This window comes from Frigidibacter sp. RF13 (genome assembly GCF_026626305.1).
GTDB lineage: Bacteria > Pseudomonadota > Alphaproteobacteria > Rhodobacterales > Rhodobacteraceae > TMP-24.
Genome location: NZ_JAPNUE010000004.1, coordinates 119,127 through 139,601 on the forward strand (window position 1 = coordinate 119,127; position 20,475 = coordinate 139,601).

General features: G+C 65.5%; 20 protein-coding genes. 8 read left to right on the top strand and 12 right to left on the bottom strand.

Annotated elements, in window-relative coordinates:
- The first annotated feature begins 298 nt into the window (after positions 1 to 298).
- Positions 299 to 601 (top strand): chorismate mutase, encoded by a 303-nt coding sequence (locus OU426_RS10460; RefSeq protein ID WP_267633927.1) that lies wholly within the window; start codon positions 299 to 301, stop codon positions 599 to 601.
- Positions 602 to 607: 6 nt separating this feature from the next.
- Here the strand turns inward: OU426_RS10460 and OU426_RS10465 are convergent, their stop codons facing one another.
- On the bottom strand, positions 608 to 1,360 hold the full coding sequence (locus OU426_RS10465; RefSeq protein WP_267633928.1) for a DeoR/GlpR family DNA-binding transcription regulator: 753 nt from the start codon (positions 1,358 to 1,360) through the stop codon (positions 608 to 610).
- A gap of 152 nt (positions 1,361 to 1,512) precedes the next feature.
- Between OU426_RS10465 and OU426_RS10470 the strand changes: the two genes are divergently transcribed.
- Complete coding sequence (locus tag OU426_RS10470; protein WP_267633929.1) at positions 1,513 to 2,394, top strand: phosphotransferase; 882 nt, start codon at positions 1,513 to 1,515, stop codon at positions 2,392 to 2,394.
- 23 nt (positions 2,395 to 2,417) lie between these two features.
- Positions 2,418 to 2,888, top strand: a complete 471-nt coding sequence (locus OU426_RS10475; protein ID WP_267633930.1) for a nucleoside deaminase — start codon at positions 2,418 to 2,420, stop codon at positions 2,886 to 2,888.
- A 24-nt stretch (positions 2,889 to 2,912) separates the two neighbouring features.
- Here the strand turns inward: OU426_RS10475 and OU426_RS10480 are convergent, their stop codons facing one another.
- The 4 genes from OU426_RS10480 to OU426_RS10495 form a co-directional block, all read right to left on the bottom strand.
- On the bottom strand, positions 2,913 to 3,914 hold the full coding sequence (locus OU426_RS10480; RefSeq protein ID WP_267633931.1) for a GT-B fold glycosyltransferase domain-containing protein: 1,002 nt from the start codon (positions 3,912 to 3,914) through the stop codon (positions 2,913 to 2,915).
- Positions 3,915 to 3,967: 53 nt separating this feature from the next.
- Positions 3,968 to 4,768 (bottom strand): dimethylarginine dimethylaminohydrolase family protein, encoded by an 801-nt coding sequence (locus OU426_RS10485; RefSeq protein WP_267633932.1) that lies wholly within the window; start codon positions 4,766 to 4,768, stop codon positions 3,968 to 3,970.
- A gap of 96 nt (positions 4,769 to 4,864) precedes the next feature.
- A complete protein-coding gene (locus OU426_RS10490) occupies positions 4,865 to 5,794 on the bottom strand; it encodes a dimethylarginine dimethylaminohydrolase family protein (RefSeq protein ID WP_267633933.1) in 930 nt (309 codons plus the stop codon).
- Positions 5,795 to 5,809: 15 nt separating this feature from the next.
- Entirely contained in the window at positions 5,810 to 7,426 is a 1,617-nt protein-coding gene (locus OU426_RS10495; protein ID WP_267633934.1) for a zinc-binding metallopeptidase family protein, read from the bottom strand.
- 206 nt (positions 7,427 to 7,632) lie between these two features.
- On the opposite strand from OU426_RS10495, the gene OU426_RS10500 reads away from it, so the two are divergent.
- The 5 genes from OU426_RS10500 (at position 7,633) to OU426_RS10520 (ending at position 12,514) form a co-directional block, all read left to right on the top strand.
- Positions 7,633 to 8,517, top strand: a complete 885-nt coding sequence (locus OU426_RS10500; RefSeq protein WP_267633935.1) for a LysR substrate-binding domain-containing protein — start codon at positions 7,633 to 7,635, stop codon at positions 8,515 to 8,517.
- Positions 8,518 to 8,620: 103 nt separating this feature from the next.
- Positions 8,621 to 9,676 carry an ABC transporter ATP-binding protein gene (locus OU426_RS10505; RefSeq protein ID WP_267633936.1) on the top strand — a complete coding sequence of 352 codons (1,056 nt, stop codon included), beginning with the start codon at positions 8,621 to 8,623 and terminating at the stop codon, positions 9,674 to 9,676.
- Positions 9,677 to 9,728: 52 nt separating this feature from the next.
- Complete coding sequence (locus OU426_RS10510) at positions 9,729 to 10,844, top strand: ABC transporter substrate-binding protein (RefSeq protein WP_267633937.1); 1,116 nt, start codon at positions 9,729 to 9,731, stop codon at positions 10,842 to 10,844.
- Positions 10,845 to 10,895: 51 nt separating this feature from the next.
- A complete protein-coding gene (locus OU426_RS10515) occupies positions 10,896 to 11,708 on the top strand; it encodes an ABC transporter permease (RefSeq protein WP_267633938.1) in 813 nt (270 codons plus the stop codon).
- Complete coding sequence (locus tag OU426_RS10520; RefSeq protein ID WP_267633939.1) at positions 11,705 to 12,514, top strand: ABC transporter permease; 810 nt, start codon at positions 11,705 to 11,707, stop codon at positions 12,512 to 12,514. Before OU426_RS10515 ends, OU426_RS10520 begins: the two co-directional genes overlap by 4 nt.
- A gap of 3 nt (positions 12,515 to 12,517) precedes the next feature.
- Here OU426_RS10520 and OU426_RS10525 read toward each other — a convergent pair whose 3' ends face one another.
- Genes OU426_RS10525 through OU426_RS10555 form a run of 7 tightly spaced genes read right to left on the bottom strand, consistent with a single transcriptional unit; the run spans position 12,518 to position 20,468 of the window.
- Positions 12,518 to 13,114 (bottom strand): TetR/AcrR family transcriptional regulator, encoded by a 597-nt coding sequence (locus tag OU426_RS10525; RefSeq protein ID WP_267633940.1) that lies wholly within the window; start codon positions 13,112 to 13,114, stop codon positions 12,518 to 12,520.
- A gap of 35 nt (positions 13,115 to 13,149) precedes the next feature.
- On the bottom strand, positions 13,150 to 14,700 hold the full coding sequence (locus OU426_RS10530; RefSeq protein ID WP_267633941.1) for an ABC transporter substrate-binding protein: 1,551 nt from the start codon (positions 14,698 to 14,700) through the stop codon (positions 13,150 to 13,152).
- A 15-nt stretch (positions 14,701 to 14,715) separates the two neighbouring features.
- Entirely contained in the window at positions 14,716 to 15,675 is a 960-nt protein-coding gene (locus OU426_RS10535; RefSeq protein ID WP_267633942.1) for an ABC transporter ATP-binding protein, read from the bottom strand.
- Positions 15,672 to 16,643, bottom strand: a complete 972-nt coding sequence (locus tag OU426_RS10540; RefSeq protein WP_267633943.1) for an ABC transporter ATP-binding protein — start codon at positions 16,641 to 16,643, stop codon at positions 15,672 to 15,674. Before OU426_RS10540 ends, OU426_RS10535 begins: the two co-directional genes overlap by 4 nt.
- The gene (locus tag OU426_RS10545) at positions 16,640 to 17,473 is read right to left on the bottom strand and encodes an ABC transporter permease (protein ID WP_267633944.1); all 834 of its coding nucleotides are present in this window, start codon (positions 17,471 to 17,473) and stop codon (positions 16,640 to 16,642) included. The genes OU426_RS10540 and OU426_RS10545 overlap by 4 nt, the downstream gene beginning before the upstream one ends.
- A 7-nt stretch (positions 17,474 to 17,480) precedes the next feature.
- Positions 17,481 to 18,431: an ABC transporter permease gene (locus OU426_RS10550; protein WP_267633945.1), complete on the bottom strand. Its 951-nt coding sequence runs from the start codon at positions 18,429 to 18,431 to the stop codon at positions 17,481 to 17,483.
- Positions 18,432 to 18,449: 18 nt separating this feature from the next.
- The gene (locus OU426_RS10555; protein ID WP_267633946.1) at positions 18,450 to 20,468 is read right to left on the bottom strand and encodes a CocE/NonD family hydrolase; all 2,019 of its coding nucleotides are present in this window, start codon (positions 20,466 to 20,468) and stop codon (positions 18,450 to 18,452) included.
- Positions 20,469 to 20,475: the final 7 nt, after the last annotated feature.

The following is a 20,475-nucleotide window of genomic DNA, read 5'->3' on the forward strand; positions in this document are numbered from 1 at the left end:
AGACTAAAATTTTAAGTGTACCACCTCAGGATGCGCGAATTTCCTTGGCTGCGCTGGCCCTCTCGCGGCCATTGCGGCAAGCGGTATAACCACCCTTGGGTCTCGGATGGCTCTGGCGGATCCGTTTTCGGCCGCTGCGGCCACCGGCCGCGCGCTTGTGCGCTCTTAGGCCCTTGCCTTGCAGGCGCTTCCGGCTTAGTCCAGCCGCGTCCTCTTCTGCCTGCCGTCGCTCAGGACAGCGCGACAGGCGCGGCGGCTCTGCCGGAAGGGGGTGGCCCGAAGCCGTGGAAACCCGCCGATGACCGATCAGCCCCGAGATCCCAGCGCCTGCCGCTCGATGGAGGATGTCCGCGCCGGGATCGATCAGGTCGACGCCCAACTCGTGGCGCTATTGAAACGCCGCGTGGGCTATATCGACCGCGCGGCCGAGATCAAGCGGCCGCTGAAGCTCCCCGCCCGCATAGACTGGCGCGTCGAGGAGGTGGTGGCGAAGGTCCGCGCACGGGCCGAGGCCGAGGGGCTCGATCCCGACCTTGCCGAAACCATCTGGCGACATCTGATCGACTGGTCGATCGCGCGCGAGGAGCGCGCGCTCGGCTAGGCCATCTCAGGTGACCGACAGGTTCGCGCCCGCCGCGGCCAGCGCCTCGGCAATATCGGCAGGCGGCGCGGCATCGGTGACAAGATCGGTGATAGCCGCGAACGGACAGACCGCGATCAGGCCGCGCCGCCCGAATTTCGTATGATCGGTCACCACCACGCGCCGCTCGCCGCGTTCAAGGATCGTGCGGGCAAAGACCGCTTCTTCCAGATCGAAATCCATCACGCCGGACGCATCCACCGCGCCCGCCGAGATCACAGAATGCGCGACCGAGAATTGCTGCACGAACTCAAGCGCCGACGTGCCGAAGGCCGCGCCGGAATCCGGGCGCAACTCGCCCCCGGCCATATAGACGCGGTTGCCGTTCTGGGTGGCGAGCGTGCGGGCAATGTCGGAGGAATTGGTGATGACTGTCAGCTTGCGGTGATGGACCAGCTCACGCGCAAGAAAACTCGTCGTCGTGCCGGTGTCCAGCATCACCGCCTCGCCATCGCGGATCGTTGCAGCGACCGCGCGCGCGATCCGGCGCTTGGCGTCCGCATTCTCGCGCATCCGCTTCTGGAACGGCGCCTCGCCCACTTGACCGGCGAGCCCCACCGCGCCATGGATGCGCAGGACCTGACCCGCCTCCTCAAGCGGGCGCACATCACGCCGCACCGTCTCATGCGAGACGTCGAGCGCGCGGGCCAGCGCCGAAAGCGGCATCATGCCGTTCGCTTCGAGAAGCTTGAGAATTGCCGCGTGGCGTTTGGACAGCATCAGGTCCCCCGGATTTCGTGGGAACTTTAGGATTTTATGGGTCATTTGGCAAGAAACGGGCGCGTTACGGGCGGCAAAGCCAAGAATTTCCACGAAAGCCGATTGACAGGGCGCGGCCGGGCCGGAAAGCTCGGTCGAAAGGGGGAGGAGCCATGAGCCTTGAGAGGATCCGTGCGTTGCCTTGCTGGCAGGGCGAGATCGAGGCCCTGCCGCTGAAGGGCGGCCTCTCGAACGAAAGCTGGAAGGTGACCGACGGGCGTGGCGCCCATGTGGTGCGCTTCGGCGTCGATTTCCCTTTCCATCACGTTTTCCGTGACCGCGAACTGGCCGCCGCCCGCGCTGCCCATGCCGCCGGTTTCGCGCCAGAGGTCGAATGGGCGGGCGAGGGGGCTATGGTGTCGGCATTCCTCGACGCCCGCACCTGGACCGAGACCGACATGCGCGCCAATCCCGACCGGATAGGGCGGCTTCTCGCAGACTTCCACGGCCGGATGCTGACGCATCTGGAAGGGCCGGGTGCGGTCTTCTGGGTCTTTCATGTGATCCGCGATTATGGCCGCACGCTTGCCGCCCACCGCAGCCGCTTCGCGGCCGAACTGCCGCGCCTTCTCGCCGTGAATGCGGCGCTGGAGGCGGCGCAGATTCCGCTGCCGATCATCGTCGGTCATCACGACCTGCTGCCAGGGAACTTCCTTGAGGCAGACGGGCGGCTCTGGTTGATCGATTTCGAATATGCAGGCTTCGGGACGGCGATGTTCGACCTCGCCAGTGCGGCGGGCAACGGCGGCATGGCGCTGGTGCAAGAAGGAACGATGATCGAAGCCTATCTCGGCGCCGCGCCCGACGCGGCCTTCCTGAAAAGCTTCGCTGCAATGAAATGCGCGGCCCTGATGCGCGAGGCGATGTGGGCGATGGTGTCGGAAATCTTCCTCGCCGCGCCCGGAGCAGACTACGACACTCACGCCCGCGACTATCTGGGAAGGTTCGAAACAGCGCTTGGCGACTATCGGCAGCGTCACGGAGCACTCGACTGAGAGTGCAGGCTCAGGAGGCCATCATGAAAAGCGACATCGACTATCTGCGTTTGGCTGCAAAGATCGCCGCAGACAGCCGAGCAGGCGGCAATCACCCATTCGGCGCACTTCTGGTAGGGCCGGAGGGAGAGGTTCTTCTGACGTCGGGCAACACCTACAAGCAAGATCGCGGCGTGGGGCACGCTGAAACCAACGTTGCCCGCGCCGCCGCGCAGAAATATGACCCGACGTTTCTGGAAGGCTGCACGCTGGTTACATCGGTCGAGCCGTGCTGCATGTGTGCAGGCGCCTGCTACTGGGCGGGCATAGGTGCGGTTGTCTATGGGTTGACCGAGAAAAGATTGGCGGAGCTGACTGGCGACAATCCCGAAAACCTGACGCTTGATCTGAGCTGTCACGAGGTGTTCGCTGCTGGACGACGCCCCGTGTCTGTCCGTGGCCCGTTTCCCGAACTGGAGACGGAGATCGTTAGCGGGCACAAGGACTTCTGGTAGCGGTTCGACCTGCTTTCGATCTGCCTACCTCAGCCACAATCCCATGTCGCGGATCTGCTTGCGTATCCCCTGTTCCCGCCGGGGCAGGGCGTTGCGGTCGAAAGCCTTTCGGATCTTCGCGCCGCCCCCCTGATAGACCAGCCGTTTGGCGGGCTCATACTCCTTCAGCACCTTCTTGATCCGGTTTGGCGCCACCGCTGCCTCCAGCGCCGCCACCGCCGCGTCGCTTTCGCGCGCATAGAGAAGCGGTAGTGCCCGATAATGGCAACTCACCCCGCCGTCGAGACCCGCAAGGCCCGGGTCGGGCCGCCCGCCGCCAAAGGAATGAATGACAAGCGGCAGCGCGATCTGGTCGAGCCAGGGGAAAAGCACCTGCGAGGCCAGCAGCTCGATCTCTTCGTCGCGAATGGTGCGGGCATAGTCGAGGAAGCGTTGCCCAAAGGCCCGCGGGTCGCGATGGAAGAACCAGCCCGCGTTGAAATAGAGATAGCGTTCCCAATGTTCGGCCGGTTGGGAAAGGTCGAGCGTCGGCTCGAACGACAGGCCGAACCGGTCGTAAAGCGCCTGCCAGATCGCCGCGTACCCGGGCCCGTAGAGCGGCGGTTCGGGCCAGGTGCCCTCGCGCCGCATCGACGCGGCGGGCCGATCGAAATCGAAGGGCACGCCGGACAAGGCGCCGGTGAAGAGCGTGTCCGTGTCGAAAAACACGAAAGGCTCGCCCTCGGGTAGGGCGGTCAACATCTCGATCTTGTTGCCTTCGGGGTAGGCGTCCCCGAAGGTCCGGTTCTCGAACGGCAGGATTTCCGCGCCGAGGTCGGCAAGCAGTGCCTTCACCGGTGCGCTCATGCGGGGGTCACGGCGCCACAACGGGCAGGGTTGCGGTTCGGCAACGATCAGACGGCCGCGAAAACCGGGATCGGCGGCGCGCAAGGTGGCGGCCAGGATGATCGCCTCAAAGCCGAGCCGCCCGTCCTGCCCGATGCAGACAAGCGCGAAACGCCCTGTTTCTTCAGTCTTTTTCGTCATCGCGCCTCGGCCCCGCAGGACGACTATAGGGGCGGCCAGAGGCCAGGCAAGCCCTATCCCGCCTTGGGCGGCGAGAAGCGCAGCGAGAGGCAGGACATGCCGCCATCAAGCTTGGCGCATTCGCTGTTGCCGACCGAAACGACGCGGTAGCCTGCCTTTGCCAACCTTTCGGCAGTGCGCGGAAAACCGTCGGGCACAATGACCGCGCCGTTGAAGCGGATGGCATTGGCCGCGGCTTCCTCGCCCTCGGCGGTCAGGATCACCCGGTAACCGTCGAAGCCGCCGGCAGCGGCAAGCCGTTCGGTCGAGAGGATGGTTTCAGCGTCGAGAAGCGAACAGTCGGTCTTGAAATGCAAAACCCCGGGCGGCGTTTCCAGCTCCCGCACCCGGTAGCCCCAACGCGCGACCAGCCGCGCCATCTCGGCGATCCCCGCCGCATCGGTCCGGGCCGACCGGCCGACAAGAATTTCCGTCTCGGTGGTCAGCACATCGCCCGCCTCGATGGTGCCCGGCCCTTCGATCCTGAGCACCTCGTCGTAGAAACGCGCAAGCGTTGGCGCCATTTCCGCCGCTTCGCCCAGCCGCGACGGCGCGCCGGGCCGCATCACCACCGCGCCCTCCTGCAGGCAGAGCGCGGTATCCTCGACGAACTGCGCATCGGGAAAGGCCTCCAGCGCTGGCAGTTCCACAACTACAGCCCCTTCGCCCCGAAGCGCTGCGACATAATCCGCATGATGGCGCCGCATCAGCGCGATGTCCGGCGCACCGCTGTCGACGGCGCGGAGGCCCGCGGTCGCGCTATCGGCGGGCGCGCGCACGATGGCATGGGTGAAACGATAGGATCTGTCGGACATGTCTGCCTCCACTTTCACGCCCTCCTAGCCGATCCGCGCCGCCGCCGGAACCTTCAAAGGTTCCGGTCCGAAATCTTCGAAAGATTTCGGATCGCCCTACCTTGCGCGCCTCAGCGCCTGCGCCATGCAATGGATTCCGCCGCCGGTCTTGGAAATCTCTGCCGTCTCGACCTCCGCTACCTCGAAACCCCGCGCCCGAAGCTGCCCGACCAGCGTTTTCGAGGCAGCAGGCGCGATGACCTTGCCGTTGCCGAGGCTCATGAAATTGCAGCCCAAGGCCATCGTGTCCTGGAAAGGCACGTCAAGAATCTCGTGCCCCTTGGCCTTCAGCCAGTCGACGATCCAGGGGTCGGTGCAGGCGAGGCACACCGCCGTCAGCTTTTCGGCCACAGGCACCACCATCAGGTCGATATGGACGTAATATTCGTCGATGAAGGCCAGCCGGACCTCCCAGCCTTCCTTCTCGAACCAGCCAGCAACCTGACGCGCGCCCTCCTCCTGCGTGCGCGCGCCGCCGCAGCCGATCAGCACGCAGCCTTCCTCGATCACGTTGAAATCGCCGCCCTCGAACGTGCCCGCCGTCACCATGTCGTAGATCGGGATGCCCATCGCCTCATAGGCGCGGATCGCGGCGTAATTCTCGCCCCGCCGCCACCAATTGGCCATCGCGGTGATGACCGCGCCATAAGGCGTCATCACGCTGGAATCCCGCGCATAGACCTGCATGGTCAGTTCGGGCTCGGCCGGGAACATATGCACCTTCACGCCGAAATGTTCATAGGCCGAGACCAGTTCGGCATGTTGGCCTTGGGCCATCTGGATATCGCAGGGCGCCTCGCGCAGATGCTTGCGCGACAGGCTCGAGGTCGCGCGGTGGTAGAGATAGGCGGGCGAGCCCAGCAGCACGTCGGTCAGCGGATCGGTCTCGTTCTGGAACCCCCAGTAGGACAGGGGCTTCGTGCCGCCCTTCGGATTGCGGCGCTGCAGGGTAAAGCCTTCGGCATGGGGCAGGCGGTCCAGAGCCATTTCTCACATCCTCATTCAGGCGCCGGGCATGGCGGAGGGAATCCACCAGTCGCGGCCGCGTGTGGTTTCGACATATTCAGGCCAGCGGAAATGAATCGGCGGCGGGTAGTCGCACAAAGGCGCCACCCAGGCCCGGCCGCCGATCCCCCCGCCGGTGCGGGACTTGAATTCCTCCATAGCCGCGTCGCGCGCGGCCTGGTCTTCCAACAGCCGCAGGGCCGAGGTGGCCAGCACCTTCGCGGCCGTCACGACCATCGGGTCGATGGTCGAAGGGATGCCACCAAGCGCATTCATCACCCAGTTCGGGTAGGTGAAGCCATCGGGCGCCTTCAGCGCGGGCCGCGCGATGTAGAAGCGCGCGGTCGGCGCATGCCAGCACATGTCGGTGTAATCGTCCGACGTGGAATTCGCCTGCGACGGCGGCAGGTCGTGGCGCAGGATCGCTTCCGCTTCCTCGGGATCGACCAGACGTTCCATCTCGTCGATGAACGGGTTGATCATCGGGGCGAGCCCCAGCTCGCGCTGTATCTCCCGCGCGACCTCCCGCGCCGCATCACTCCAGCGCGGGGCACCGACGGCCTGCATCGCCTCCCAGACTACCCGCGCCACTCCGTGATTAGCCAGACCCGGGCGTGACTTGCACACCCAATGGCGTTCCCACCGGCACCCCGACATCATCGCGGCGGCCTCGGCGTTGCGGTCAAGGACGGTTGTGATCTGCTCGGCCATCGCCACCGTCGGCGTCCGCATCATGTACTGGATTTCGGCCAGCCCCGCGGGCAGGTTGTCCGCTGTCGCCTGCCCGGCGGTCAGGATCGCTTCCGATACCGACCAGCCACCCTGATGCGGCAGCATCGCCTCGCGCAGCGACTTCGAGGACTGGTACATGATCATCAGCGCGTCATTCGCGCCGGGCGCCCTGACCGCCGAATGCGATTGCGGGATTGGCGCGCCATCTGCCCGGCCCCAGCCTTCGGGCGCATCGCAGATGAAGCGGTAGATCATCGCGTAAGCCGCGCCGCAATGCGTATCCCAGCGGACCGTGTTGCACATCGGCAGCATGTAGAACGGGTGGAACGACAGGATCGCGGCGAGGCCATCGTAATAGCCCTGCGCCGCATGGATCGGCTTCGACCCCCGGACCTTCTCGGCCGGTTCGCCGGTGAACCGCAGGCCTCCCCTGATCCCGTGCTTCTCCATCGCCGCCTTGGTTGCCAGCAGCCCGCCGAGCGCGCCTATGCCCAACCCCGAATGCGGGTCGGTATGGCCGCCCGCCTGAAACCCCAAACCGTCGCGCGGCGCGCGGCGGGTGGTGGCCGCCTGACAATTGCCGGGCACTGCGTCGTATTCGCCATACATGCCGATGATGGGCCCGTCCCCGTTCGACCAGTCGGCGCAGAAGGCCGTGGGCATGCCGCCCGAGCCTACCTCGACTGTGAAACCCTCGGACCGTAGCCGCGCGACATACCAATCGACGGACCGGTATTCGCGCCAGGCGGTTTCGCCAAACTCGAAGATCGTGGCGCACCAGTCCGACAGATCACCCGACCGCGCGTCGACGGCGGCGAGCGCATCCTTCTGGGCGATGGATAAGGCGGCGGCGGTCACGTCATTCCCCTCGCGGGCGGTCATCGAATGTCGGGACGCTGTCGGGACGGATGCGGGACGGAAGGCACACGCATGCGGGACAGGTCCTGCCCCATCGCTACACGTCCCGTCGGCGCGAGCGGTAGTGAAACCTTTTCCCGCGCTCGGCAAATGATTTTCACCAAGGGGTTGACAGGGGGACTGGCGGGGGCGGAGCCGTGCGCTAAGGTGGCGAGCGAAGGAGACGACCGATGGCCCGTATCCCCTCGATGCAGGCGCTGCGCGCGCTCGACAGTTTCGCCCGCCATGGCACGGTCTGGCAGGCGGCGGACGAACTGCACCTGACCCGCAGCGCCGTGAGCCACCAGCTGAGGCTTCTCGAACGCGATCTGGGCTTCAGGCTGATGGACCGGATCGGAACCCGGGTCGAGCTGACGCCTCAGGGTCTGGCCTATGCCGAGGACGTGCGCCGGGCCTTGTCCGCGCTGGCGGGGTCGGCCCAGCGTCAGGCGGGCAGGGGCCTGACCGGGACGTTGACCGTCAGTTGCCCGCCCGGCTTCGCCTCGTCCTGGCTGTGCAACAAACTAGGCCGGTTCACCGACCGCGCGCCGGACATCGCGCTGTCCATCGTCACGCCCCGCAGGCTTGACGACGTCACCAATCCCGACGTCGATGTCTTCGTTTCCTTCGGCCTTGGCGCCCATCAGGGCATGGAGGTGGAGCTGCTGAAAGAGGTTGAATTTACCCCGCTCTGCAGCCCCGCCTATCTGAACCGCCTCGGTGGCCTCGACGGGCCGGAGGATCTGGCCGGGGCTAGCCTCCTGCATCTCTTCTCGCACGAGGACTGGATGCGCTGGTGCGACCTCGCGGGGCTCGGCGAAGAGGCGGGGCGCACGGGCATCCTATTTCAGGACATGAACCTCGTCTATGCGGCGGTGCTGGCGAGCCAAGGCATCTGCATGGGCGACGAGTTCATCTGCCACGCCGCCATGGCGTCGGGCGCGCTTGTCAGGCCCTTCGATCTCGCGATCCGTTCGCCGCGCGCCTATTACATGGTGGTGCCTGAGACCAAGGCTGGAACGCCCCCGGTCGTCGCCTTCCGCACCTGGCTGCGCGAGGAGCTGACTGTGGTTTGATGGGTGCCCGGGCGAATGAGAAATTTCATTCGCCGATGAGGGCAAAACAATTCGATTGCCTTGGCGTCAGCCCCGGCCCTTAATCACCCTCAGGGGGATATGCATGGCGCTGTCAGGAAAAGCTTCGGAAATCGAAGCAAAATCAATAACTAAGACTTTCGGCGCCTTCACGGCGCTCGAGCGGGTGAGCCTGACGGTCGGCCGTGGCGAGTTTTTGACCCTGCTCGGTCCCTCCGGCTCCGGCAAGACAACATTTCTGATGGTTCTGTCAGGGTTTGAAGCGGCCAGTTCAGGCTCTCTTTGGGTCGACGGGCAGGATGTGACCGGCCTTCCGGCCGAGGCGCGGGGCTTCGGCATGGTCTTTCAGGGCTATGCGCTTTTCCCCCACATGACCGTCGCCGACAACATCGCCTTTCCGCTTCGGGTTCAGAAACGCAGCGCCGCCGATGTCGCCCGCCGGGTCGAGGAGATGGTGGCGATGGTCGGGCTCGACGGCCACGCCCACAAGCGCCCTTCAGCTCTCTCGGGCGGCCAGCAGCAACGGGTGGCGCTGGCCCGGGCGCTCGCTTACGGGCCGCCGGTTCTTCTGCTGGACGAGCCCTTCTCGGCGCTCGACAAGAACCTGCGCGGGCAGATGCAGGAAGAGATGAAGCGCCTGCACCGCGAGACGGGCACGACCTTCGTCTTCGTCACGCATGACCAGTCCGAGGCGCTGGCTTTGTCCACCCGCGTGGCGATCTTCGACAAGGGCCGGCTGCAGCAAATCGCGCCGCCGGAAGAGGTTTATGAACGCCCCGCGAACCGGTTCGTTGCGGAGTTTCTGGGCGATATCAACATATTGCCCGTGGGCGGCGAAGACGGGCGCCTGAGTTTCGAGGGCCAGCCGCTGACCTGCGACGGCATCGCAAAGACCACAAACCATATCGCCGTTCGGCCGGAGTATATGGGGCTGCATCTGACCCAGCCGGCAAAGGGCAATGCCATCGCTGCGCGCCTGACCGACCTGACCTATCAGGGCGCCGAAACCCGGATGGGACTGACCACCCCGGGTGGCACACAGCTCATCCTGCGGCAGCCGACCGGCGTATTGCCTGAAGGACTTATGCCTGGAAGCTCGGTCTGGCTCAGCTGGCCCGAAACCCGGGCCTTCGCACTTTGAACGACCCGTCGGGGCATCCCGGCGGCAAAAGGAAGCAAACAGGGAGAGAGACATGCATGGACCTTTTGTGAAGGACGGGCTCGAGATCCTGTCCGAAAAACTGAAATCGGGCGCGATCGGCCGCCGCAGCTTCGTGCAGGGCGCGGCGCTCTTGCTGGGGACAAGCGCGCTTGGCCTCAGGGGCACGATGGCGCAGGCAGCCGAGGGCGAGCTGGTCTTCGTCAACTGGGGCGGCGACGCGGGCGCGGCCTATGACGCGGCCTACGGCGCGCCCTTCCAGGCAGAGACCGGGATCGTCGTGAAACAGGACGGGTCCGGCCCGCTGGAAGGCTCGATCCAGGCGCAGTTCGAAAGCGGCAATCCCGCATGGGACATCGTCGATGCCGATCCGTTCTCGGCCGAGGCCTTGGGTAAAAAGGGAATGATGGAGCCCATTGACTACGCCGTCGTCGACCGGGCCAAGATGCGCGAAGGCTTCGGCTGGGACTATGCCGCCTCGGCCTATTTCTACAGCTACATCATCGCCTACGACAAAAACGCCTATGGCGACAACCCGCCGCAAAGCATGGCGGATTTCTTCGATGTCGAGAAATTCCCGGGCAAGCGGTCGATGTACAAATGGGGCGCTGGCATGTGGGAAGCAGCCCTTCTGGCGGACGGCGTAGCGCCTGACCAGCTCTATCCGATCGATCTGGAGCGCGCGCATGCGAAGATCGCGGCGATCAAGGATCATGTCGTCACCTTCTGGGGCGGTGGGTCTGAAAGCCAGTCGGTGCTTCTGAACGGCGAGGCGTCGATGGCGCTTGTCTGGTCGACGCGGGCGCGGCTGATCGAGCAGGACAGTGGCGGCGACATCACCTTCACCTGGAACCAGGGGCTTCTGGCGCCGGGCGCGATGGCGGTGGTCAAGGGCAACCCGGGCGGGGCGGCGAATGCGATGAAATTCATCGCCTCGGCCCAGGATCCCGAGCGCCAGCTTGTCATGTTCAAGATGCTGGGGCAGGGGCCGGCGAACCCAGCCGCTGACTCGCTTCTGCCGCCCGAGGAGGCGCGTTTCAACCCGGTCGATCCGGCCAATGCCGCGGTGCAGGTGGCACTCGACATGGGCTGGTATGAAACCAACTACGGCCCGGCGCTTGACGCCTATCTTGCGCTCGTGTCGGCCTGAGGATTGTCCCGCCGCCGGTTTGCCCCGGCGGCGGGCCTGACGGACAGCAAGATGACCCGCACCGCCGCCCTTCTTGGTCCGCTGATGCTCCTTCTGGGGCTTGCCTACCTTTTGCCCTTCCTCGGCGTGCTGCGCTGGAGCGTGACCCTGCCGGAGCCGGGCCTCGGCCAGTATCATGCCGCGCTGACTGACCCGCTGGTCCTCTCGGTCTTCTGGCGGACCTTGCGCATCTGCGCCGTGGTGACGGTCGTATCGGTCGCGGCGGCCTATGTCGTCACGCTTCTGTGGGTGCGGGGCAGCCCCTTGCAGAGACTTCTGGTCGAACTCTGCATCCTCATCCCCTTCTGGATTTCGGTCCTGACCCGGGCGTTCGGCTGGCTCGCGCTTCTGTCGAACAAGGGGCTTCTGAATAGCTGGTTGATGAGCCTTGGTGTGTTGGGGCAACCCCTGACGCTTGTCCGCAACGAGTTCGGCGTCATCGTCGGCATGGTGCATTTCCTCATCCCCTTCGCAGCATTTCCGCTCGCCACCACCTTCCGTGGCCTGGACGAGCGCGTGCTGATGGCGGCCCGGGGCATGGGCGCCTCGCGGGCGCGGATCTTCTGGCAAGTCATGGTGCCCATGACACGCGCGGGCGTCCTGGGCGCGGCACTTCTGGTCTTCGTCTTCGCACTCGGTTTCTTCGTGACCCCCGCAATCCTTGGCGGCGGGCGGAGCGTGATGGCGGCGGAACTGGTCTATCTGCGCATCTTCCAGAGCCCGGACTGGGGCCTCGGCGCGGCGGTCAGTGTGATCCTGATGGTCTGTGTCGGCGCGCTTCTGGCCTTAATGATGCGGCAGGGCCGGGCGGGAGGAGTGCGATGAAACCGCTGGCCCCCGGCCCGGTCGTCACGGTGCTTGCGGCGCTTGTGGCGGTTTTTCTCATGATGCCACTCATCGCGGTGATCCCGGTGTCCTTCACGCCGAACCGCTATCTGTCCGTGCCGACCGAGGAATGGTCGCTCCGCCATTACCGGTCGCTCATCGACAATCCCGCCTGGGCGGCGGGCACCTGGCTGTCGATCCGGATCGGTCTGGTATCGGCGCTGGTCTCGACTGGCCTTGCCACTTTGTTCGCGACGGGCCTGTGGATGATCGAGCCGCGCTTCAAGGCGCTTTACCTCGGCCTCGCGCTATTGCCGATGGTGGCGCCGCCGGTTGTGTCGGCGCTGACGCTCTATTTCTTCCTCATCTCGCTTTCGAAGGTGAACAGCTTTCTCGCCTTCGACACGTTCGCGGGCGTGGTTCTGGCCCATGCGGTGATGATCGCGCCGTTCGCCGTGGTGCTGATCTCGGTCGCGCTTTCACAGATTGACCGGCGGATCGACCTTGCCGCGCGGTCGATGGGCGCCTCGACCTTTACGCGGCTCGTGAAGGTGATCCTGCCCAATATCCGCTTCGGGGTTCTCAGCGCGCTGTTTCTCACCTTCGTCCTCTCGTGGGAGGAAATCGGGGTCACTCTCTTCATCACCTCAGTTAATGCGGTGACGCTGCCGCGGCTGATGTGGATGGGGCTCAGGGATAATATCGACCCGGCAATCGCGGCGATTTCCGTAGTTCTGCTGGCGATTGTCGTGGCGGTGGTGCTGACCAAGACCTTGATCCAGCATCTGCGCCGCAGCGATGGCTGAAGGTCAGAGCGGTCCGAGATGCGGTTCCAGGAGCGCATGGCATAGCGCGCGGGCGCGCTCAGCGCTCATGCTCGGCGGGTCGATGCAATGCTGCAGCCCGAGCCCGTCGACCATGCAGATAAGCGCGCGCGCGAGGTCTTCGGCCGCCACAGAACGGTCGCGGGCCGCCGCCATTTCGGCGATGGCAGAGGCGACGTCGGCGAGGTAGGCCGCATATTGCCGCCGGTGTTCTGCGCCAAGCTCGGGATTGACTGACACCTGGCCCCAAAGCGCCAGCCAGATGTTCAAGGCGTCGCGGTTGAAGACCTCGGGCGCGAAGAAGGCGTCGAGAAGCGCCGAGAGATGCGGTCTGCCATCGTCGCGCGCCGTGGTGGCGGCGCGGTACATCGTGGCATAGACCGCCGCGAGAAGCCCGTTCATCGAGCCGAAATGATGGGTGATGAGCCCGCGCGACACGCCCGCCTCGGCGCAGATCTTGTCGACAGTAAACTCCTGGATGCCGCCGCGCGCCATGCAGGCGAGGCCCGCCGCCACCAGTTCGGCGCGGCGTTCCTCGCCCGTCAGGCGGGTGTATTTCGGAACATGCTCGATCTTTACCATTCAACACCCGCGCGGCGTGACCGCCACGTCCGACCCTAGATTTTGGTGAACCGTACCGGATCGGGATGGCCGTCGGCAAGGATCACCGGTTTCAGGTCGGAATCATGAAGCGCGGTCAGCGGCTCGAAGCAGATGAAGACGAAATCGCCAGATTCCTCCATCAGATCCTCCATCCGGTTGAACATCGCCCGGCGCTTGTCGGTATCCCGCTCGACCAGTGACTTCTGGTAGAGGTCTTCATATTCGGCGCTGTCGAAGAAGGTCCAGTTGTAGACGCCGATCTGGTCGGGCCGGAACCAGACGAGGTTCTCGGTCGGATCGACGCCGCCCGCGAAACTTTGCAGGACGAGTTCAAGCGAGAGGTAATCATCTCCCGCTGTCTTGTCGCCGAGCGCCCAGTAGGCGGCATCCTCCGTCGGCTGGATTTCTACGGTGATGCCCGCTTCGCCAAGGCTTGCCTGGATGATCTGGGCGATGGTCTGAGAGGTCGAGTCCGTCAGCGCCACGAGGTTCAAAGTCAGCCCCTCGGCGCCCGCCTCGGCAAGCAGCGCCTTGGCTTTCTCGACATCGCGCGTGGCGATGATGTTCTTTTCGCGTGCGAAGGCGGTGCCGGGTTGCACCACGCCCGCAGACCGCGCGACCAGCCCGTCATAGGCACCCTGCAAGACGGCGTCGCTGTCATAGGCGTACTGGATCGCCTGCCGGACGCGGAGGTCCTTCAGCGGTTCGGCATTCTGGTTGATGGTCAGCCAGACATAACGCGTCGATTCCGCTTCGATCAGCGTCGCACCGGCGGGCATCGCCTCTTTCAGCTTCGCGACCGCGCCGGGGGTGACGCGGGTATAGTCGAACGCGTCCGCCTCATAGGCGAGTTGCGCCGCCTGATCGTCACCGACGATGTAGATCTCGACGGTCGAGAAAGCGGGTTTCTCGCCCGCCCAGGCGGGGTTGGCGTTCAGCGTGACCTTCTGCTGCTGTTCCCATGCCCCCAGAAGATAGGGGCCGCATTGGGCGGGGATCTCGGTCGTATATTGCCCGCCCGCCGCCTCGACCGCCGCCTTGCAGACGATATGGCCGCCGTAATAGGGCATCGCGACGACAATGAAGGGCGCGAAAGCCTCGGTCAGGTGGATCACGCCGCTCCGGTCGTCGATCACCTCGACTTCCTTCAGCTTTTCGAACTGATAGGCCCAGGCGCTGTCGGACCCGGCGATCCTCTCATAGCTGAACTTCACGTCCGCCGCCGTCACCGGCCCATAGTCGCCGGTCCATGTCAGCCCCTCACGCAGAGTGAAGGCAAGGCTCGTGTCGCTGGTCCATTCCAGTTTCTCGGCGGCGTAAAGCTCCCAGTTGTTGCCCTCGCGCATGTCGCCCATCCGGACGAGAGAGACCTGGGTGCAGCGCGGGATCACCTCGTCGAGGCCGCCGATGATCCCCCAGGGGTCCAGCACCTGAAAATCCGAATCCATGCGGATGCGGAGCGTGTCCCCGTCCGCCGCCCAGGCGAAGCGGGGGTTGGCAGCGAGGGCCGCGAGGCCCGCGCCTGCGGTCGCGAGGAAACGGCGTCGATTGGTCGTCCAGTTCATGTCGTCCTCCCTTGGTCAGATATCAGCGAAATGGCAGCGAAATTCGTGGGTGGGGTCGCCACGCCGGAGCGCGGGGGCCTCGGTACGGCAGCGGTTCTGTGCGATCGGACAGCGGGTGTGAAAGACGCAGCCCGAAGGCCGACGCAGGATGCTCGGGATTTCCCCCTTGATCGCCAGATCGGCGCGGCGGCGGCGCGGGTCGGGGATCGGCTCGGCCGCGATCAGGCTTTTCGTGTAGGGATGGGCGGGGCGCGCGAAGATCGTCTCGCTGGGTCCCGTCTCCACCAGCCGCCCGAGATAGAGAACCGCGATGCGGTCGGCGACGTGGCGGACAAGCGCGAGGTTATGGGTGATGATCAGGTAACTGAGCGACAGGCGGTCTTTCAGCTCCGCCATCAGGTTCAAGATCTCGGCCTGCACCGAGACATCGAGCCCCGCCGTCGGTTCGTCGGCAATGACAAGTGCGGGACGGAGCGCGAGCGCCCGGGCGACGCCCACCCGGCGCGCCTGCCCGCCGGAGAGTTCATGCGGAAAGCGGCTTGCGGTTTCGGGGCGAAGGCCGACTTCTGCCAGCAGGTCGCGCGCTGTCTGGCGGCGGTCGGTCAGCGGTTCGCGGTGGATCGCGAACGGTTCGGTGACGGCCTCGCCGACCGCCATGCGCGGCGACAGCGAACTGACCGCATCCTGAAACATCATTGCCGTGCGGCGGCGGACGCGGGCGAAATCGGATGGGGCGGCAAGCGGCGCGCCCTCGAAACGGATCGTCCCGCCGCTCGTCCGTTGCAGGCCAAGGATCGCCCGGGCGAGCGTGGTCTTGCCCGATCCGCTTTCGCCGACGATGGCGAGCGTCTCGCCGGGCGCGAGATCGAGCGAGATGCCGGTCAGGATGTTGAGCTGCCTGCGTGCGCCGATATCCAGCCAGCTACCGAGCGCGAAATCGACCGACAGGTCCCGGATCGACAGAAGCGCGCTCATGGCCGGACCTCGTGGCACAGTGCGCGGTGGCCGGGCGTGAGTTGGACATCCGGAGGCGCGTCAGTGCGGCAGCGGCCGGTCACAAGCGGGCAGCGGGGCGCGAAGGCGCAACCGGGCGGCGGGGCGCGCAGGTCAGGCAGGGCGCCGCCGATGGTCGGCAGGCGGGCGGTGCGTGCCACGATCATCGCCGGGTCGCAGGCCATCAGGGCCCGCGTGTAGGGATGGCGGGCGCGATGATAGATCGCGTCCACCGGCCCTTCCTCGACCACCTCGCCCGCGTACATGATCGCCACCCGGTCGCAAAGCTCGGCGATCACACCGAGATGGTGGGTGACGATCACCATCGCGCCGTCATAATCGTCGCGCAGTTCGCGGAAGAGATGGATAATCTGGGCTTCCATCGTCACGTCAAGCGCGGTGGTCGGTTCGTCGGCGATCAGCACTTCGGGCTGAAGCAGCAGGGCGGCGGCGATGGCGGCGCGCTGGCGCATGCCGCCGGAGAGTTCGTGCGGGTAGCGCCCCATGATCAGGCCGGGGTCGGCAAGGCCCACGCGGGAAAGCATCGCCTCGGCGCGGGCACGTTTTTCAGCGCGGCTCACGCCGTCGATATTGTGCTGGAAATCCGTCAGTTGCGCGCCGATCGTCAGAACCGGATTGAAGGCTGTCATCGGGTCCTGAAACACCATGGCGATCTTGCGGCCGCGCAGGCGGCGGCGGTCGTCTTCGGTCAGTGCCTCCATGTCCTGCCCGTCGATCTGGATGGTCCCGGCAACGCGGCGGGCATTGGCGCCCGTGAGGCCGATCATTGCTGCGGCGAGCGTGGATTTTCCGCAGCCGCTTTCACCGGCGATGCCGAGAACCTCGCCCTTCTTGATAGAAAGCGACACATTGCGAAGCGCGTGAAGCCTGCCGCCCGGAACGGCATAGTCCAATGTCAGCCCGTCGATCTGCAGGACTGGCCCCGTCATCGCGGCACCCCGTGGCGCAGCTTGGGGTCGAGCGCATCGCGCAGCCCTTCGCCTAAGAAGGTGAAGCCGAGGGTGGAGAGAACGAGCGGCAGGCCGGCGATCAGCACCATGTAGGGGGCCGAGCGCAGCGATGTGTAGCCGTCATATAGGATATTGCCCCAGGAGGGAGTGGGTGGGCGGACGCCGAGGTTGAGGTAGGAAAGCCCCGCTTCGAGCATGATCACCACGGGAATGTCCATCGACAGGAGGATGACGAGCGGCCCGACGACATTGGGCAAGAGGTGGCGGAGAAGGACACGCACCGGTCCCGCTCCCATCGCCCGTTCGGCCTGGATGAAATCGGCGCCCGCGAGGCTCAGCGTCTGGGCGCGGATCAGCCGTGCATAGGCGGGGATCGAGACAATGACGACAACAAGGATGAGCGTTGCCGTGCCCGGGCCGACCACCGTGATGACGGCGAGCGCGAAGAGGATCATCGGCAGGGAGGAGAGGGAATCGAAGAGGAGAACCAGAAGCGCATCCAGCCAGCGTGGCCCGTAGCCCGCGATCATGCCAAGAAGAAGGCCGATGAGGCCGGCAAGCCCGACCGAAGTGACGGCGATCGAAAGTGCGGTACGCGCGCCGTAGATGATGCGCGACAGCAGGTCGCGGCCAAGCTGGTCGGTCCCCGCCCAATGGGTGAGGCTCGGCGGCTGAAACTTCTGGCTGACGTCAAGTTTCACCGGGTCGGCCGGTGCAAGCCAGGGCGCGAACAGCGCCATGGCAAGAAAGACAAGGACGAGCGCCAGCCCCAGCGCGCCCATCGGGTCGCTGAGGAGCGATCTGAGCAAGCTGCGGTCAGCCCCGGAAAACATCGCGCACCCTCGGGTCAAGCCGGGCGATCAGCAGATCGGCGGTGGTGACGATGACAAGATAGAAGGCGGTCATGCAGAGGACGGTGCCCATCACCACCGGATAGTTCCGCTTCTGCACGGCGCCGGTGATCAGGGTACCTATGCCCGGACGGCCAAAGACCGTCTCGACGAAGACCGCGCTTGAGAGGACGGAACCGAGGCCGACCGCCAGAATGGCGATGGTCGGGATGATGGCTATGCGAAGCGCATAGCGCAGCACGATCCGGCTTTCGGGCAGGCCGAAGGCGCGGGCGGTGCGGATGTGGTTTTCACCCATCACCTCCAACATCGAGGCGCGGACGAGGCGGGCGATGTAGCCGACCCATCCGAGCCCGAGCGCGAAGGCGGGCAGGATCACCGCTTTCGCCTGACTGGCCAGATCGCCCGGCGTTCCCGCGCCGATGGCTGGCAGCCAGCGAAGCCAGACCGCGAAGACGAGAAGCGCATAGATCGCTACGACGAAGGCCGGGACTGAGATGAGGCTGACTGACAATATGCCGAGCAGCCGGTCGATCATCCGCCCTCGCCAGACGACGGCGAGGCAGCCGAGGCCGACGCCCGCCACAAGCGCCCAGCCGAGCGCCAGCGCGCCGAGGATCAGCGTGTTGGGAAAGAATTCGAGGATCTGGTCCAGCACCGGGCGCTTCGACCAGACATCGTAGCCGAGGTCGCCGGTCGCGGCGCTGGCGAAGAAATGCCAGATCTGCGACAAGACCGGCTGATCGAGCCCCATGCGTTCGCGCAGAAGCGCCTTCAGTTCCGGCGTAGCCCGCGGCCCGAGCGCGAGCGAGGCCGGATCGCCCGGCACCAGAAACACCATCGCATACATCGCCAGCATCACCGTGAAGAGGATCACGACAGCAAGGCCGATGCGCTTGATGGCATATCTCAGCATGGGTCGCGGTCTGGCCTCCTAGACATGGTCGCGCGCGATCCTTTCGTCCCACGTTCGCTCAAAGATCGTCTCGCCGTTCTCGGTGATCCGCAGGCTCATCTCGACGCGGAAATGGCTGGTGTCTGAGGTCAGCCGCCCGGTCGAATGATGACCGAAAGTGCCGTCCTTGCGTTCGATCACCACATTCGCCTCGGTTTCGCAGCTGGCCGACAGAGGGTCTCTGTCGATGATCCGGTAGCGGGCGAGCGCGTCGGAACGGACGGTCTGTCCGATGTCGGGCATTTCCTTCGCATAGGTCCAGCGCGGGAAGTCGACGACCATCTCGCCGATCAGAAGATCACGGCTGACGGTACGATGGTGCTTTGTCTCGACCGGCAGGTCGATGGTCGGCGTGGGCGCGGCCATTTCGGGCGGGTCGAAGGACCGGAGCGCCTCGTCCGCCGGATCGGGCGGGCGGACCGGGAGCGTCAGGTGGCTCTCGCCGGTGACGACCGTGAGCGTCGCAAGCTCCGGCGAGGGCCAGGCGATGGGCCAGTAGGTTGTGGACAGCGACACGGCGATCCGGTGGCCCGCCGGGAAGGCGTGCGCGATATCGTCCAGATCCACCGTTGCGTCGTAGGTGCGCCCCGGATCAAGCGCTGCTGCATGTTCGTGGCTGTCACGATGGGTCAGGTTCAGGAGCCCGAGCGATACCCGCGTCGAGCGGCCGTCGGGACTCACATCGTTCAGTCGGACGGCGACGAGCGCCAGCGGCTTGTCACAGGCGAAGCGCAAGCGAAGCTGCGGCGCGCCGAGGATTTCGGTGCGCTCGGGCAGCGGGTCGCTGACAAAGACCAGCGAGCCGCCGTCATCCTCACGCTGGTCGGGCGGCCATTCGGCATCCTCGCCATAGCGCCCGACCTCGCCCGCCGCGAGCCCGACCCAGAGGGGCGAGCAGACCTGCGCCGGGGCAGGGGGCGTGGCGGACGATGCAAGCGTGCCGCCCTCATTCAGGTGGAGCACCCGCTCTTCGATCCGGGGTGACGGCCAGCTTGTCTCGGCCACCCAGCGGCCGGGGCGGTCGAGGTAGCAAGTCGCGGGAGGAACGCTCTCCTGCATCCAGACGCGGTACATCGGCCCATCCATGATGCCGGTAGCTCGGCCTTTCAGCCAGTGATCGCACCAGCGCAGCACTTCCTGCAGCCAGCCGATCGCCGGATGGACAGCCACATCGTGCGGGAAGGAATGCGCCCAGGGGCCGATCAGGCCGAGGCGTGGGCCGGACAGACCGGCCAGAAGCCGCGGGACGCTCTCGGAATAATTGTCGGCCCAGCCGGAGACGGCGAAGACCGGGATGGTGATCTTCGAGAAGTCTTGGCAGACCGATCCCTGTTTCCAGTAGGCGTCTCGGCGCTGATGGGTCAGCCAGGGCAGGATCCAGGGGCTGTTGTGCGCGATCCGTGCCATCCACATCTCGCGCCATTTCTCGCCTACGATCGCCGGGTCGGGTGGCAGGTCGTTATGGGCGAACATGGTGGTGGACCAGTCGAAATTGTCCTTCGACAGGCAGCCGCCCACATAATGGACGTCGGTCGCGTAGCGGTCGTCGGTCGAACCCACGGTGATGATCGTCTTTAGCGCGGGCGGCTGGCGCGCCGCGATCTGCAATCCGTTGAAGCCGCCCCAGGAAATGCCGTACATCGCGACCTGCCCGTCGCACCAGTCCTGTGCCGCGATCCAGTCGATGGCTGCGACGCCATCCTCCTGTTCCTGCACGGTATATTCGTCGTCGATCAGCCCCTCGCTGTCGCCGGTGCCGCGGATATCGAGCCTGAGGCAGGCATAGCCGTGCCCGGCAAGCCAGGCGTGCATCTTCTGGTCGCGTGGTCTTGTGCCTTCACGCTTGCGGTATGGCAGATATTCGAGGATCGCGGGCACCGGGCCTATACCCTTGGGGCGCCAGAGCTTTCCGGCGAGCCGTGTGCCGTCCGCCATCGGCACGAAGACATTCTCGACGATCTCGATCTCGTGGGGGAATGTCTCGCGGATATCTGCCATCTGCCCC